Origin of the sequence: Pseudomonas sp. PSE1(2024) (assembly GCF_050990555.1) — a bacterium.
Taxonomy (GTDB): Bacteria; Pseudomonadota; Gammaproteobacteria; order Pseudomonadales; family Pseudomonadaceae; genus Aquipseudomonas; species Aquipseudomonas aphyarum.
Window position 1 is genome coordinate 3,133,102 of the sequence record NZ_CP158967.1, and the last position, 14,396, is coordinate 3,147,497.

Genomic DNA, 14,396 nt, shown 5'->3' on the forward strand with positions numbered 1-14,396 from the left:
TCGCAGCGGGCCTTTTTATGATGTCGCGGTTTAGAAGTAGTAAGGGAATTTCAGGCTGAAGGAGAAGTCCGGGGCATCGTCCGTCATGCCGATGGACAGGTTGGGCACGATGGTCAGGTTGTCGGTGGCGGCGATGGTCATGCCGACGTTGAAGTAACCGGCGTTGGCGTCGCTGGACACCACCGATTCCCAATCCCCGCCATCCTGTTTCAGCTTGCTCTTGCGTTGCACCAGGTCCGAGACGGAGAACGACATACTCATCTTCTCGTTCAGTGCGAAGGCAACACCTGCGCCGATCTGGAAGCTGTCGCCGATGCGTACCTTGCCCGGGTTTTTCTGGTTGACGGTCGAACTGATGTCGTCGAACGATTCCTCGAAGTTGTGGGTGTAGGACAGGCTGCCGAACAGCACGGCCGGGTCAAACGTCTTGACCAGCGAGATGCCCGGGGTGATCGACCAGACGCCGTTGCCGGTGGGCAGGGTGTCAGGCACGAACAGGTTCGAGTTGGCATCGGTCTGGCGTAGCTTGATCCCGAACGGATCCTTGCCCGTAGGCGCCTTGACCCGCAAGGACACCACGGCGTCCGGGGTGTTGACCGACTCGTCCAGGAACTTGTACGCAATGCCGAAGTTGACGTCGCCGATGGTCGGATCGCGGCTTACGTCCTGTTCGGTGGTGACGTTGGAGGCGCCTCCGTTGCCGCCGCCGGACTGATAGGTCGATTCACGGTAGACCACCGGCACGTTCAGGTCGAACTGCCAGCGATTGTCGAAGTTGTAGCGTCCCGTCAGGTCGAGGGTCCAGGTGTCGGCCTTGATCCGGTCGAGGTTGATGTTGCCCAGAAAGATCGAGTCCAGGGCGAGGAAACCGTTGAGAATCAGTTGGCGGGTGTCGTAGCGCGAGTAGGTCACGCCGGTTTCAAAGCTGAACTTGCCGCCGCCAAAGAAGCCGCTGGCTTCGTCGTACAGGTTGGACACACTCTGTGCCGGTTGCGAATCATCGGCCAGCGACTGGCCATAGGATGCGCCGCTGCCCCCGGCGGCGCCCCCCGACGCTGCTGCGGCCCCGGTGCCAGTGGCGACCCGGTTGCCTTTCATGTCCGAAGGCGATTTGGCCAGGCGTTTTGGGGGTGGGGAGGCGGGTTGCTCTTCGACCTGGCGGACCCGTTGTTCAAGCACCGCCAGGGCCTTTTGCTGCACTTCGTATCGTTGCTTCAGCTCCAGAAGTTCCTGTTTCAGGGCTTCTACATCTGCGTCGGGTGCCGCTTGCAACATCGCCGCGGGTAGAAGAGTACTCAAACATACAGCGGCACGCAGTGATACTGATCGATACATGAATAAGCCGTCCCTTTAAGCCCAATGATCGAGACTCAGCGTAGTTCAATATCCGATGTTGCGTAGTGCCCTGAGTTGAGTCAGGTTGCAGTCCAGTGCGCCGGCACTCATGCCGTTATTGTTAAGGACAACGTTGAGTTGTGTCAGGTTGTTGACTACGTTCGCGTTACCCAGCAAACGGGTGTTTTGCAGCAGTCCGCCCTGGGCGACCTGTTGCAAGGCTGTACCCTGATTGCCGGAGGCCTGGATGGCCATTTGCACACCGCCATTTGTGGCTGAAACCGCGACGCTGCCGGCGCCGTTGCTGCCGGAGATGGTCTGGCCGGCCATCAAGGCCTGGCCCTGGGCGGGCATCAGGGCAGGTGCCTGACTGGCTTCTTTGACGTTGATCGCAACGTTGTTATAGGCGGAGTTGCCGTCGCCAGCGGCGCGCACACTCTGCGTCACGCCCTGGCTTGAGTTGAGTCCCGCGCCACCCACGACCGAGCCAGTCCCCAGTTCCGGGGTACTGCCATTGCCGTGTTCCTTGATGGTCGAGACGTAGAATTCAGGTTTGACCGAAGCGGCCTGCAATTGCATGGTGGCCGAGGCCCCGATCAGATCTCCGCTGGCGTTGCGCCAGGTACTGCTCATGACAACACCGAAGCTGATGATCCGGCCCGGCATCACATAACGACCACGTAGCTCTGAAAGCTCCTGGTCCTTGATTTCGATGGGTTTGAATCCTGCATTGGCATAGCCTGAGGCGCTCGCTGCCAGGCAGGCGGCGGCCAGCCAGTATGAGGTTTTCATCTGCTGCTCCCGGGACATCCAGCCCCACTCTTGTAATCGGCGATTAAAAGAAGTCGCTCTGTATGAACCCGAAGTCCATCAATTCAGCATCTTTGACCGGGTTGAAGGCATCCAGCTTGTTCTTGGCCGTCACCGGTACCGGAGGGCTGCGCAAGGCATTGGCCTTGTCATATCCGGGGCCGACGATGGCAAAGACAATGCCGTTCCAACCTTTGACAAAGTCATCATGGGAGTAGCGTTTGTGTCCTAAAACCGGGTCTCCGATGTAAACCCAATCCTTGTCCGCCCGCTGCATCACCACGAAATGCTTGTAGCCGCGAATTTCCATCAGTACCACCACCGGGATCGTGACAGCGTCGAGTTTTTCCGGCGGAATCTTGTAGCCCCTGGCGCGCATGCCGATGCTTTCTATGTAGCGCTTCATGTCCAGCATGGAAAAACCCTGAGTACGAACAAGGTCCTGGTCAGCGTTGACCAGCATGCCTTTGATGATGTGCTCCTCATCGACGTCGAGCCAATAAGCCTGGCGCAATACCGTGGCCAGTGCGGCGGCGCCGCAGCTGAAGTCGGTTTTCTGTTCGACGATGTCGGCAAACTTGCGCTCACGAATGCTTTGCACGTTCTTGTAGACGAGTGTGCCGCCAGGCAGGGCGGCAACGGGCATCTGGGCAGCCTGGGTCAGGCCACAGAAGCAAAGCAGAGCGAGGAGGGCAGTCTTACGCATGATCGATACGCCTTTGCGGACTGAGGAAAAGCCCCGTTTCCGGGGCTTTCGTTTCGATCGCGATTACATGCAGGCTTTGCAACCTGCGGCGATGGACAGCGAGTTGCTTTGTTGGTTGCCAACACCAGCGGCGTTGTTGTAACCAGCGTTACCCGAGAAGTTGTTACCAACATTGGAGATGGAAGCGTTGTTGGTCACAGGGTTTTTCCAGCCATCAGGGGTCATCACTTGTTGAGTGGTCACACCTGCCAGGCCAAAGACGCCCACTGCTTCGAATTTGGCTTTTTGATCTTTGTCGCCGCCATGGCCTCTATCGTTATTGCCATATCCGCCATGACCGTGATCGTCGTCTTCGATTTTTGCAGTGCCCTTCGCGTAGAACGCGCCAGCCCCGGCGAAAGTGCCGGTGAGGGTATCTTTTTTGTAGGTTTGAGTGCCGTTGTTGGCTACGGTCAGGCCAGTGGAGGTTTGGTTCGCAGCAGCAGCAGCGTTAGCTACACGACCACCCGATACAGCAATTGCCAGGTTGTTTTTCTGTTGGTTGAAGTTGCCGGCACTGTTGTTCACGCCAATGTTGCCGGAACCGCCGTTACCCACGTTGTTGAGGTTGGCGTTGTTTGTGGTGGAGTAGTTCGCAACGGCGTTGTTGGTGTTGACTTGAGTTGCGCTGGAGACCGACACCGCAGAGCCGAAGATGAAACTTTCATCGGCAGTTGCCAGAGCGGCGGCATTGTCTTGCTGGTTGCCATCGCCGGCGGTGTTGTTCATGCCAACGTTGCCGTTGGTGCCATTGGCCGAGTTGTTGACGTTGGCATCATTTTTGGTGCCTTGGTTGCCGACCAGGTTGCCAGAGCTGCTTTGCGTGTCGAGCACTGCCGCCCCGGCGCCAGCGCCGATTTGCAGCAGTTGTTCCAGGGTTGGGCCTTTTGGTTCATGGTTGCCATGCCCGTTACCATGACCGTGATTATCATCACGACCGCCTGCCTGTGCTGCGATTGCCATCACTGCTGCGAGTGCGAAAACCAGTGGTTTGAGGGCCATTGTAGGTTTCATGGTGTTTCTCCGTGCTTATTAGTTGGTTAAGTGTTGGTACTTTCTAATTGCACTGCTTTTGTTGTTTGGGTCAGTCAGCGACCCGGATGCTCAGGGTGTTAGCCATTCGGTTCCCCACCCCGGCACTCTGGTTCACCTGGATTACCCCTCGGCTGCCGGTGAAGGCCTGATCACTTGTCGTGACCTGGCGACTGCCGGGTGAGGTACCAGTTGCTCCTGAGCTCGGTAACAACGCCACGTTCTGTTGGGAAAGGGCGCTATCGTCAACGCTCTGCGGGGCAGCACTGATGCTGACGCGCGTAACGTTGGCCATCTGGTTGTTGGCCCCGGCGCCCTGATTCACGCCCAGGATTCCGTTGCCATTGCTGAAAGAGTTGCCGCCAATGGTGGCGCTGGCATTGCCAGTGCGCTCGGCGGGTGTGTTGATGTGCTGAATGACACTCGTGGTCGCGCTGGCACTGGTGCCGATGGCGATCGCTTTGGTGTTGGTTTGTTGCATCTGGTCGCCGGCCGCCTGGTTGACGTTGTAGTTGCCGCGGTACTGGATGCCGGTTTCCTGAATGTTCGCGTTGTTCACGGAACTCGGGTCAGCCATTGCGCTGGTGCAGCCGAGGAGGGCGAGCAGGAGCAGGGAGCGATTCATTTATTGGCCTCCAGCCATGCGAGTCAGAGGGGCAAGACCGGAGCTCATGGCACGGTTGACGGTATTGGAGATCGAGCCGCCGGCACCGCCGCCGTGACCGCCTCCCATACCAGGCAAGCCATTCGGATTGGTCACAGTGTTCATGCCGGGGATGTTCGAAGTCGGGGTGGTGATACTTCCGCGAATCGAGGATCCGCTGGCTACACTGGCAAATTCACCGTCGTTGAGTTCGGTGCTGGTCATTGCTTGACCGATGCGGCCCGAAGGATTGGCATTGACGGTGGTGGGGTACGGGTCTTTGCCGCCGCTGCGGCCGATCGGGATCGGCTGGACGTCACGATTGAGCACGATCACGCCATTGCCTTCGGCCTGAACGTTGAAACTGAGGAAAGTGCTGGCGGCTGATCCGATCAGCAGAAGGCAGGTGAAGGCTTTTTTGATATTCCCCACGACGGCAATTCCTTCTTCAGTGGGCTGAGCCTGTTCAGCGTTGTGAAGGAGAGAGCGAAAGCTGTGCCGCTTTTGAATTGTCTTTGAATTTCAATATGTTGGGTTTGACGAGCGCAGGTCTGGTACAAAAGCTGTTTCATCGTTGAAACAAGTCATTGCCTTCGCAACCTCACAAAGTCATTGCAAAGCTCTGGAACAAGGGTTTGCAGGGCTGTGTTTCAACCGCGTAACAAGTCGCATGACAAAGGGATGAAGGGTGCTGAGACGGGCACTTTGAACCCGAAGGAGTGTTTCAGGAACGGACACTTTGGCCCCAAAGCAGGGGGATACGACGGGGCAAACGCCCCGAAAACCGGGTCAGTCCGCGAGCAGGGCGCGAACCGCGTCGAAGGCTTGCTGCTGGCGATCCGCCCAACTGCCCTGAATGATCTGCAAAGGCTGGTGATGGGTTTCCAGCCAGGTTCGGGTTGCCTGATAGAACGCAAGCCGTTCGCTCAAGTCGGGCTGGCAACGCTGACCATCGTCCGTCCACTCGATCTGCTCGGGGGAGAGCAGCAGGTGCAGGTCGTAATGACGGGCCAGCAATTCGGATTCCAGCCAGGACGGGCAGTCGCCGAACAGGGTCTGGCTCCACAGGATATTGCTCAACAGATGCGTATCGAGAATCAGCAGTCGCGGCTGCTGCGCGCGTGCCGCGTCTTCCCATTGCAACTGGCCGCGCGCGATCTCGGGAATATCGGCCAGGCACGTATCGCGACGTTTCTGCTCGATGAACCAGCGCACATATTCGTCCACCCGCAAACCGCCGAACTGCTGTTGGATTCCGGCCGCCAGCCAGCTCTTGCCCGTCGACTCGGGGCCGGTCAGGACAATCACTTTCATCGTTGCAACGCCGGATCGGCACGCCATTCGCGCCAGCCTTGCACTGCGATCAGGGTGAACAGGGCATACAGCGCCGCCGTGAGGTAAAGCCCTTTATAGAGAAACAGCCCGACGAAGATCACATCCAGCACGAACCACAACGCCCAGCATTGCAGACGTTTGTGGGCCATCCAGAATTGCGCGACCAGACTGAAACCGGTCAGCGCCGCGTCGAGCCACGGTTGCGCAGCGTCCGTCCAGTGAGCCATGGCCGCGCCCAGCAGCAGACTGCCCACCGCGCCGATGGCCAGCCCTTGCGCAATCGAGCGATTGTCGAGCCGGCTGACCTCGCGCCCGTCATGCATCGTCCCGGCCCGCGTCCATTGCCACCAGCCATAGATTTGCAGCCCGGCATAAACGACTTGCAGCAGCATGTCCGAATACAGCTTCACTTCGAAGAACACCCAGGTGTAGAGCGACACCATGACCAGCCCGATCGGCCAGCACCACGGATTCTGTTTGACCGTGAGCCACACGGCGATTACGCCGAGGGCGGCCGCAAACAGTTCAAGCCCGGACATGCAGGATCCTTGGGGGGAATAAAAGAGGGAGCGGATTGTACCGAAAAACAGGTGGGAAACGAGTTCCCACCTGCAAGGGCGATCAGACTCTGAACTGACGCAGCAAACCGTTCAGTTGCTCGCTGAGTTGGCCCAGACGCACGCTGGCCACGCTCGATTGCTCGGCCGCCAGTGCGGTGCTGTGGGACAACCCCGCCGCCTGGGTGACGTTCTGATTGATGTCTTCGACCACGTGCGCCTGTTGCAGCGTTGCGCTGGCAATCGAGGCGTTCAGGCCATTGAGGTTACGCAGGGCCTGGCCGATGGCATTCAGGCTGGCACTGGCAAGACCGGCCTGTTCGATGGTCAGTTGCGAGGCCTTGCTACTGTCGCCGATGACCTTCACGGCGGCTTCGGAATGGTTTTGCAGACGTTCGATCATCGTCTGGATTTCCGCCGTGGACTTCTGCGTGCGCTGCGCCAGCAAACGCACCTCGTCGGCGACCACCGCAAACCCGCGACCCTGTTCGCCGGCGCGAGCCGCTTCAATCGCGGCGTTGAGGGCCAGCAGGTTGGTCTGCTCGGCAATCGAGCGGATCACTTCCAGCACGCTGCCGATCTGCGTGCTTTCAGTCGCCAGCGTGCGGATGACTTCCACCGCTTGATCGATGGTGCCGGAGAGCTTGTCGATCTGTTGCAGACTGCCGTCAATGTTGATCTGGCCCTGCTGGGCCTGGGCTTCGGCGTCACGCATTTCGCTGGCGGCGTGTTCGGCGTTCTTCGCCACGTCTTGCACGCCGTAGGTCACTTCGTTGACGGCGGTGGCCACCAGTTCCATCTGCTGCGATTGCTGCTGGCTGCGCTGCTGGGCCTGAGTCGCATCGTTGCCCAGTTCGCTGGACGATTGGCCCAAGGCACTGGCGGACACCTGCAAGTCACCGATCACCCGGCGCAGTTTGGCGGTGAAGGCGTTGAAGTGATGGGCCAACTGAGTGACTTCGTCCTGGCCGTGAGTATCGAGGCTGCGGGTCAGATCGCTTTCGCCGCTGGCGATGTTGGCCATGGCGTTCACGGTTTCCTGCAACGGACGGACGATGCTGCGGGCAATCAGGATCACCAGCAGCGCCATGATCACCGCGATGACCAGCCCGACTACCGACGCCTTGATCACCTGACCCTGGAACTCGGCCTGCACGTCGTCGACGTAAACGCCAGAACCGATGACCCAGCCCCACGGCTCGAACAGTTTCACGTAGGAAGTCTTGGCCACCGGCTCACTGGCGCCGGGTTTGGGCCAGCGATAATCGACCATGCCGGCGCCCTTGGCTTTGGCGATGGCGACCATTTCGTTGAACACCGCAAAACCGTCCGGGTCGCGGATCGCCGAGAGGTTCTGGCCTTCAAGCTTGGGATTGGTCGGGTGCATGACCATCACGGGTGTGAGGTCGTTGATCCAGAAGTAATCGTTCTGGTCATAGCGCAGGCCACGGATCGCGGTCAGCGCCTGTTTCTGCGCCACATCGCGGGTCAGGGTCCCCGCAGCTTCGAGGCCCTGGTAGTAAGTCAGCAAACCGCTGGCGGTCTGCACCACATGCTGGGTTTTCTGGGCCTTGGCGTGGTAAAGGTCATCGTGGATCTGCTTGAGCATCAACACGCCCAAGGTCAGCAGCATGACCACTGCCACAATCAAGATGAGCCACAAGCGTCGGCTGATCGACACACTGCGCAAGCTGTTCATAACGCTGTCACTCCGGATTCTTTTTCTTGTAATAAACCACCGCCAGCATCCAACCACGTTTCGGTAGCCGGGCATACGCGACCCAAGTCGTATAACGCGGCAGCGCTATTACGGCTTGTCTGTTAGGATTTCGGCGCCGCGCGTGAAAACCTGAATCCAAATTGATTTTTCACGGAATTTTGACTGTTTCGTGTGGATCCTGTGCGTGCGGAATCGGTACAGCTTTAACCAGCTACGCTGAACGCAGTGAACGTAAAAAAATACTATCGGGGCATGCCGCCGGGCATCGCTCTTTGGGGGATTGATGGATCTTTGGACCGCCTTGCAGGCATTGATTCTAGGAGTTGTAGAGGGGCTGACGGAGTTTTTGCCCATTTCCAGTACCGGACACCAGATCATTGTTGCCGACCTGCTCGATTTCGGAGGCGAGCGGGCCATGGCGTTCAACATCATCATCCAGCTTGGCGCGATTCTCGCTGTGGTCTGGGAATTCCGCCGCAAGATCCTCGACGTGGTCATCGGCTTGCCGACCCAGCCGAGTGCGCGGCGTTTTACCGCCAACCTGCTGATCGCCTTCCTGCCCGCCGTGGTGCTGGGCGTGATCTTCGCGGATCTGATTCACCATTACCTGTTCAACCCGATCACCGTGGCCGCCGCGCTGGTGGTGGGCGGCATCGTGATGTTGTGGGCCGAGCAGCGTCAGCATGAAGTGCACGCCGAAACGGTCGACGAGATTCGCTGGACGGATGCGCTGAAGATCGGCTTCGCCCAGTGTCTGGCGATGATTCCCGGCACTTCGCGTTCCGGCTCGACCATCATCGGCGGCCTGTTGTTCGGTCTGTCGCGCAAGACCGCCACCGAGTTCTCGTTCTTCCTGGCGATGCCGACCATGATCGGTGCGGCGGTGTATTCGGGCTACAAGTATCGCGACCTGTTCGTTCCGGCAGACTTCCCGGTGTTCGCCATCGGTTTCGTCACGGCGTTCATCTTCGCCATGATCGCGGTGCGCGGGCTGCTCAAGTTCATCGGCAGCCACAGCTACGCGGCGTTCGCCTGGTACCGAATCGTCTTTGGTCTGGTGATCCTGGCGACCTGGCAGTTCGGCTGGATCGACTGGACGGCCGCCCAGCCATGAGTGATTCCCGCGCACGCCGCCCGGATCGCGGGCCTTCCGGTGGCAATATTCAGCATCTGAAATTGAAGCTGGTGGTGCTGCTGATCGTCTGCGCGTTGCCGTTGTCCGGCTCGTTATCGATGTGGCTGCGCGGGATTTCCCTGGTACCGCTGACGGCTTACGGGCTGGTCAGCGTGCTGGCGTTTTTCCTGTACTGGGCGGACAAGCGCAAGGCCCGCGCCGACGCCTGGCGCACACCGGAAAACATCCTGCACGCGGTGGAACTGGCCGGCGGCTGGCCGGGCGCGTTGATCGCTCAACAGGTTTTCCGGCACAAGACGCGCAAGGTGTCTTTTCAGATTCTGTTCTGGATGATCGTGGCGTTGCACCAGGTGTTCTGGATCGATCAGTTGTTTCTCGGTTCGAACCTGCTGGCGCTGTTCTAGAGCAGCAGTCCGACCTGCACGCGCTTGGGCAGCTTGCTCACCACCAGTTGATGGGAGCGCTGCAGCAACCCTTGCAGCTCCTCGGTGCCCAGCGGGTAGGGCGGGTGCATGATGATCCATTGCGCCCGGGCCAGATACGGTGCCGGGTGAATGCCCGGACGGTCGCAATGACCGAGAAACAGGTCCTTGTCGACCTTGAACGCCAGCGAATCACCGCGCAAACCCTGCAAGGCAAACATCTTGTTGCCGGCAATCGAAAACACCCGCACGCCACCCCATTTGTAGTCTTCCCGGGCGCCGGGCAGGGCCAGACAGAAATCCGCGACATCCTGCTCGTTCATCTTCCCTTGTTTCATAACAGCCGCTCTCCACAGGCATTGAACGATTCGACCAGATGATCGATCCATGCGCGCACCGCCGGCATCACCCCACGCCGGTGCGGATACACCGCTTGCAGCCAGCCGCCGGGCAGTGACCAGTCCGGCAGCAACTGCACCAGCGTGCCTTTGTTCAGCTCCGCTTCGCAATACATCATCGGCAACAGGGTGAACCCCTGGCCGGCCAGCACACAGGCCTTGCGCACGATGAAATCGTCGATGCCCAGCCGTGCTTCCAGCGCCAGATCACAACTCTCGCCGTGCTGATCGAGCAGGCGCACATGCACCATGCGATCCGCTTCCAGCGCGCCCAACACCGGCAGGTTCTTCAGGTCCTGCGGATGATTGATTTCCACGCCCTGTATAAAGGAAGGGCTCGCCACCACCACCATTTGCGCCTGACGCAGGCGGCGGGTCACCAGCATCGGTTCTTCATCGCCGTGTTCGCGCACGCGCAGGGCCACGTCGATGCCTTCGGTGATGAGGTCGACCCGGCGATTGATCAGGGTCACTTCCAGTTGCACCTTGGGGTATTTGCCAAGGAAATTGCTGATCACCACCGGGAGCATTTCATGGGCCAAGCCCGTCGGGCTCGAAACCCGCAGGCGTCCGCGAGGCTCGCTGGACATGCTGGCCACCGTCTCGTCGGCCATTTCCGCTTCCAGCAGCATTGCCTGACAGTGACGCAAATAGCGTTCGCCGACGGCTGTCAGCTTCAATTGGCGAGTGGTGCGTTGCAGCAAGCGTGCGCCGAGGCGTTCTTCCAGCTCGGCGATGCGCCGCGAAAGGCGTGACTTGGGAATGCCCAGCAAGCGGCCGGCGGCGGCGAATCCGCCGGCTTCGACCACTTTGGCGAAATAGTAGAGATCGTTGAGGTCTTGCATCTGGAAATCCGACTGTTCTATCAGTGGGACAAACTATCGCATTGTTGCCGTCTAATCAGCTATTGGTTTCGTCGGTAGGATTGTCTCCATTCCGTCGCCACCGGCGATTCATTCCAGGAGATTCCACATGAAACTGCTGCACATCGATTCGAGCATTCTGGGCGACAACTCCGCTTCCCGTCAGCTGAGCAGTCAGGTGACTCAAGCCTGGCAAGCCGCCGAGCCAAGCGCTGTCGTGACCTACCGCGACCTGGCCGCCGACGCCATCAGCCACTTCTCGTCGACTACTCTGGTTGCCGCCGGCACCACCGCTGAACTGCGCAACGCCGCCCAACAGCACGAAGCCGAACTGAGCGCCACCACCCTGGCCGAATTCATCGCCGCCGACGCCATCGTCGTTGCTGCACCGATGTACAACTTCACCGTGCCGACCCAGCTCAAAGCCTGGATCGACCGCATCGCCGTCGCCGGCCAGACCTTCCGTTACACCGAAGCCGGCCCTGAAGGCCTGTGCGGTGGCAAGAAAGTGGTGATCGTGTCCACCGCTGGCGGCATCCACGCAGGTCAAGCTTCGGGCGTAGCGCACGAAGACTACCTGAAACTGGTCTTCGGCTTCCTCGGCATCAGCGACATCGAAGTCGTGCGTGCCGAAGGCCTGGCCTACGGCGAAGAAGTGCGCAACAACGCCATGACTGCCGCTCAGGCGAAGATCAGCGAGCAACTGTTCGCCGCCGCGTAAGGCTTGCGTAAAGAACAGCTCCTGTTCAGGCAAACCCAAAAAAACTCTGTATTCTGGTTCCGCAAGGGCCAGATACGGAGTTTTTTGTTTCTGACTGTTACATAATCTGGCCCAGGTTATGCAGTCTGATGATCAACGTCTGAGTGCAACGTCGCGCCGGATCACCGAACCTCGGAATTTCGGGCGTCGAACACAACGGATCTTTCGATTGAGTAACAACAGGGTGGGGCATCCCATGATGCGTCTTTGTGCAGCGTTACTGATTTGCCTGCTCGGCAGCCTGAATTCAGTGCACGCTGCGCCCGGGCAGCACCCGCGCTGGAGCGTCGGCTATCACGAGATGACGTTCCTCGATCCGCTCGACCTGCAACCGATGCGCGCCATCGCGTTCTATCCCTCCAGCGACCGCGAACACATGAGCCTGCTCGAAGGCTATTCTGTCGAAGCCGGCGAAGACACCAAAGTCGCCATCGGCCGCTTCCCGATGCTGATGCTGTCCCACGGCAACACCGGCACGCCACTGGCACTGCACGACCTGGCCACGTCACTGGCACGCAAGGGCTTTGTAGTGGTGGCGGTGATTCACCCCGGCGACAACTCCAAGGATCACAGCCGCCTCGGCACACTGAGCAACCTTTATGGCCGGCCGATCCAGATTTCCGAAGCCATTACCGCGACGTTGGGCGATCGCATGCTCGCGCCGTATGTGAACGCCGAGCAGGTCGGCGTGATCGGCTATTCGGCGGGCGGCGAAACGGCGCTGATTCTGTCCGGCGCACAGCCGGATCTGGATCGTCTGCGCCGTTACTGCCAGGAACGCCCGGACGACCGCGACGCCTGCAACACCCAAGGTGAGTTGATTGTCGACCGCGACGATCTGCAACCGGTGGCCGATCCGCGCGTGCATGCGTTGTTGCTGATGGCACCGTTGAGTCTGAAATTCGGTCGGCACACTTTGGCTGATGTGCATGTGCCGGTGCTGCTCTACAGCGGCGACGGCGACAAACTGGTGGCCTTCGACAAAAACGCCGCCGCCCTGGCGCGCAAACTGCCGACCGCACCCGACTTCAAATTGCTGGCCGGGGCAGGGCACTTCGTGTTCATGGCGCCGTGCACCGAAGAGCAGATCCTCGCCATGCCGGCGCTGTGCACCGATGCCGATGGCGTGGACCGCGAAGACATCCACCGCAACCTGATTTCCGAGGCCGGGCGGTTCTTCTCCCATGCCTTGGGCCGGCCGACCCGCGCGGGGATGCAGACGGCGGATCAGTGAGCCTTTACGTCATGGCTCGGCGCTTGAGCAGCAAGGTCAGTCCCAGTCCGGTCACGGACAGCACCGCTGCGCTGAAGAAAATCCACGAATAGCCCAGATTCAGCGCCACCGCGCCCATCAACGGCCCGGCAATCGCCAGCGCCAGATCGAAAAACACCGCATAGGCACTCAGCCCGGCACCGCGACTGGAGTTGGGCACTTGCTTGATCGCCTCGACGCCCAGCGCCGGATACACCAGCGACAGGCCGAAGCCGGCCAGACCGGCGCCAATCAAGGCATACGCGGTCGAGGGCGCCAGCCACAGCATGACCAGGCCGACGGTTTCGATGGTCATGCAGGCAATCGCCGAGGTGAATCCGCCGAAACGCCCGATGGCCGAAATGAACAGCAACCGCGACAGAATGAAACACACGCCGAATACGGTCAGGCAGTACGCCGCACCGGACCAGCCGCGATTGAGGTAATACAGGGTGATGAAGGTGGTCAGCGTGCCGTAGCCAATCGACGCCAGGCTCAGACTGGCGCCGAACGGTGCAATCCGCCCGAACACTGCCCAGAACGGCAGCCGTTCACCGCGCACCACCGGCACCGACGGCTTGTTGCGGATCAGCAGCAGTGCGCCGGCTGCGAGCAGCGACAACGCAATGCCAAGGCTTTCGAAACCGTAATCGGCGACCATCACCACGCCCAGCGGCGCACCGATGGCAATCGCACCGTAGGACGCGATGCCGTTCCAGGAAATCGAGCGTGCGGTGTGTTCGGCACCGACCTGGCCCATGCACCAACTGATGGTGCCGACGCCGATCAAACCCTGCGCGATCCCCAGCAACAGGCGACCGACGATCAGGATCGACAGGCTCAACAACGGCAAGCTCTGCAGCAGCGTCGAAACCAGCGTCAACACGCCGCTGAGCACAATCCCCGACAAGCCATACACAATCGCCCGTTTGGTGCCGATGGTGTCCGACATGCGCCCGGCCATCGGTCGGCTGAGCAGGGTGGCCAGGTATTGCGAACCGATCACCAGCCCCGCGATCACGGCGCTGAAACCCAATTGTTCGTGCACGTAGCCGGGCAGCACCGCAATCGGCAGGCCGATGCAGAGGAAGGCAATAAAGGTATAGAAAACGATGGAGACGATCTGCAGGGTGATCGCCATGGAGCTTTGCGGTGGCTGTTGCTGCGCAGACATGAGGACTCGTTCGCGGGCGGCGGTGGGAGAGTCCGCATCATGGCGTGGCGCTGAAATAAAAGAAAGCAGGCTAACGATCGTTTCCCCGTTTCCCCGTTTCCCCGTTTCCCCGTTTCCCCGTTTCCCGTTGATCGTTCCCACGCTCCGCGTGGGAATGCAGCCCGGGGCGCTCCGCGTCCCTTCCAGAGCTGGAACGCGGAGCGTCCCTTGAGGCA

Annotated in this window: 16 protein-coding genes; 4 read left to right on the plus strand and 12 right to left on the minus strand. The window is 60.0% G+C overall.

Translation table 11 applies throughout. The features are described 5' to 3' along the window. Positions 1 to 30: 30 nt before the first annotated feature. The 9 genes from ABTV87_RS14150 to ABTV87_RS14190 all read right to left on the minus strand — a co-directional run bounded on the left by ABTV87_RS14150 (position 31) and on the right by ABTV87_RS14190 (position 8,156). A complete protein-coding gene (locus ABTV87_RS14150; RefSeq protein WP_085603928.1) occupies positions 31 to 1,335 on the minus strand; it encodes a transporter in 1,305 nt (434 codons plus the stop codon). A 45-nt stretch (positions 1,336 to 1,380) separates the two neighbouring features. Continuing rightward, positions 1,381 to 2,127 carry a hypothetical protein gene (locus ABTV87_RS14155; protein WP_085603925.1) on the minus strand — a complete coding sequence of 249 codons (747 nt, stop codon included), beginning with the start codon at positions 2,125 to 2,127 and terminating at the stop codon, positions 1,381 to 1,383. A gap of 43 nt (positions 2,128 to 2,170) precedes the next feature. Next, the gene (locus ABTV87_RS14160; RefSeq protein WP_007957477.1) at positions 2,171 to 2,851 is read right to left on the minus strand and encodes a C39 family peptidase; all 681 of its coding nucleotides are present in this window, start codon (positions 2,849 to 2,851) and stop codon (positions 2,171 to 2,173) included. Between the two features lie 63 nt (positions 2,852 to 2,914). Then, the gene (locus ABTV87_RS14165) at positions 2,915 to 3,904 is read right to left on the minus strand and encodes a heme utilization protein (protein ID WP_258713543.1); all 990 of its coding nucleotides are present in this window, start codon (positions 3,902 to 3,904) and stop codon (positions 2,915 to 2,917) included. A gap of 70 nt (positions 3,905 to 3,974) precedes the next feature. Next, positions 3,975 to 4,547: an adhesin gene (locus ABTV87_RS14170; RefSeq protein ID WP_085603919.1), complete on the minus strand. Its 573-nt coding sequence runs from the start codon at positions 4,545 to 4,547 to the stop codon at positions 3,975 to 3,977. Then, the gene (locus ABTV87_RS14175; protein ID WP_221535436.1) at positions 4,548 to 4,997 is read right to left on the minus strand and encodes a hypothetical protein; all 450 of its coding nucleotides are present in this window, start codon (positions 4,995 to 4,997) and stop codon (positions 4,548 to 4,550) included. A gap of 357 nt (positions 4,998 to 5,354) precedes the next feature. Further along, a complete protein-coding gene (locus tag ABTV87_RS14180) occupies positions 5,355 to 5,879 on the minus strand; it encodes an AAA family ATPase (RefSeq protein ID WP_258713545.1) in 525 nt (174 codons plus the stop codon). After that, positions 5,876 to 6,439: a nicotinamide riboside transporter PnuC gene (gene pnuC, locus ABTV87_RS14185; protein WP_007957471.1), complete on the minus strand. Its 564-nt coding sequence runs from the start codon at positions 6,437 to 6,439 to the stop codon at positions 5,876 to 5,878. Before pnuC ends, ABTV87_RS14180 begins: the two co-directional genes overlap by 4 nt. Positions 6,440 to 6,521: 82 nt before the next feature. Continuing rightward, positions 6,522 to 8,156, minus strand: coding sequence for a methyl-accepting chemotaxis protein (locus ABTV87_RS14190; RefSeq protein WP_085603911.1), 1,635 nt, complete (start codon positions 8,154 to 8,156; stop codon positions 6,522 to 6,524). A 304-nt stretch (positions 8,157 to 8,460) separates the two neighbouring features. Here ABTV87_RS14190 and ABTV87_RS14195 point away from each other — a divergent pair, with 304 nt between their 5' ends. Both ABTV87_RS14195 and ABTV87_RS14200 read left to right on the plus strand, forming a co-directional pair. Beyond that, positions 8,461 to 9,291: an undecaprenyl-diphosphate phosphatase gene (locus tag ABTV87_RS14195; RefSeq protein WP_433899803.1), complete on the plus strand. Its 831-nt coding sequence runs from the start codon at positions 8,461 to 8,463 to the stop codon at positions 9,289 to 9,291. Further along, the gene (locus tag ABTV87_RS14200; RefSeq protein WP_289202916.1) at positions 9,288 to 9,716 is read left to right on the plus strand and encodes a DUF1294 domain-containing protein; all 429 of its coding nucleotides are present in this window, start codon (positions 9,288 to 9,290) and stop codon (positions 9,714 to 9,716) included. The genes ABTV87_RS14195 and ABTV87_RS14200 overlap by 4 nt, the downstream gene beginning before the upstream one ends. Here ABTV87_RS14200 and ABTV87_RS14205 read toward each other — a convergent pair. Together ABTV87_RS14205 and ABTV87_RS14210 are read right to left on the minus strand one after the other, a co-directional pair. Then, positions 9,713 to 10,072 (minus strand): MmcQ/YjbR family DNA-binding protein, encoded by a 360-nt coding sequence (locus ABTV87_RS14205; protein ID WP_085603902.1) that lies wholly within the window; start codon positions 10,070 to 10,072, stop codon positions 9,713 to 9,715. The genes ABTV87_RS14200 and ABTV87_RS14205 overlap by 4 nt on opposite strands. Continuing rightward, positions 10,069 to 10,977, minus strand: a complete 909-nt coding sequence (locus ABTV87_RS14210) for a LysR substrate-binding domain-containing protein (RefSeq protein WP_258713549.1) — start codon at positions 10,975 to 10,977, stop codon at positions 10,069 to 10,071. Before ABTV87_RS14210 ends, ABTV87_RS14205 begins: the two co-directional genes overlap by 4 nt. Before the next feature lie 127 nt (positions 10,978 to 11,104). On the opposite strand from ABTV87_RS14210, the gene ABTV87_RS14215 reads away from it, so the two are divergent. Both ABTV87_RS14215 and ABTV87_RS14220 read left to right on the plus strand, forming a co-directional pair. Next, positions 11,105 to 11,716 carry an FMN-dependent NADH-azoreductase gene (locus ABTV87_RS14215; protein WP_258713550.1) on the plus strand — a complete coding sequence of 204 codons (612 nt, stop codon included), beginning with the start codon at positions 11,105 to 11,107 and terminating at the stop codon, positions 11,714 to 11,716. Between the two features lie 235 nt (positions 11,717 to 11,951). Beyond that, on the plus strand, positions 11,952 to 12,989 hold the full coding sequence (locus tag ABTV87_RS14220; protein WP_007957461.1) for an alpha/beta hydrolase family protein: 1,038 nt from the start codon (positions 11,952 to 11,954) through the stop codon (positions 12,987 to 12,989). A gap of 4 nt (positions 12,990 to 12,993) precedes the next feature. On the opposite strand, the gene ABTV87_RS14225 is transcribed toward ABTV87_RS14220, so the two are convergent. Then, positions 12,994 to 14,181 (minus strand): MFS transporter, encoded by a 1,188-nt coding sequence (locus tag ABTV87_RS14225; RefSeq protein WP_258713551.1) that lies wholly within the window; start codon positions 14,179 to 14,181, stop codon positions 12,994 to 12,996. Between the last annotated feature and the right edge of the window lie 215 nt (positions 14,182 to 14,396).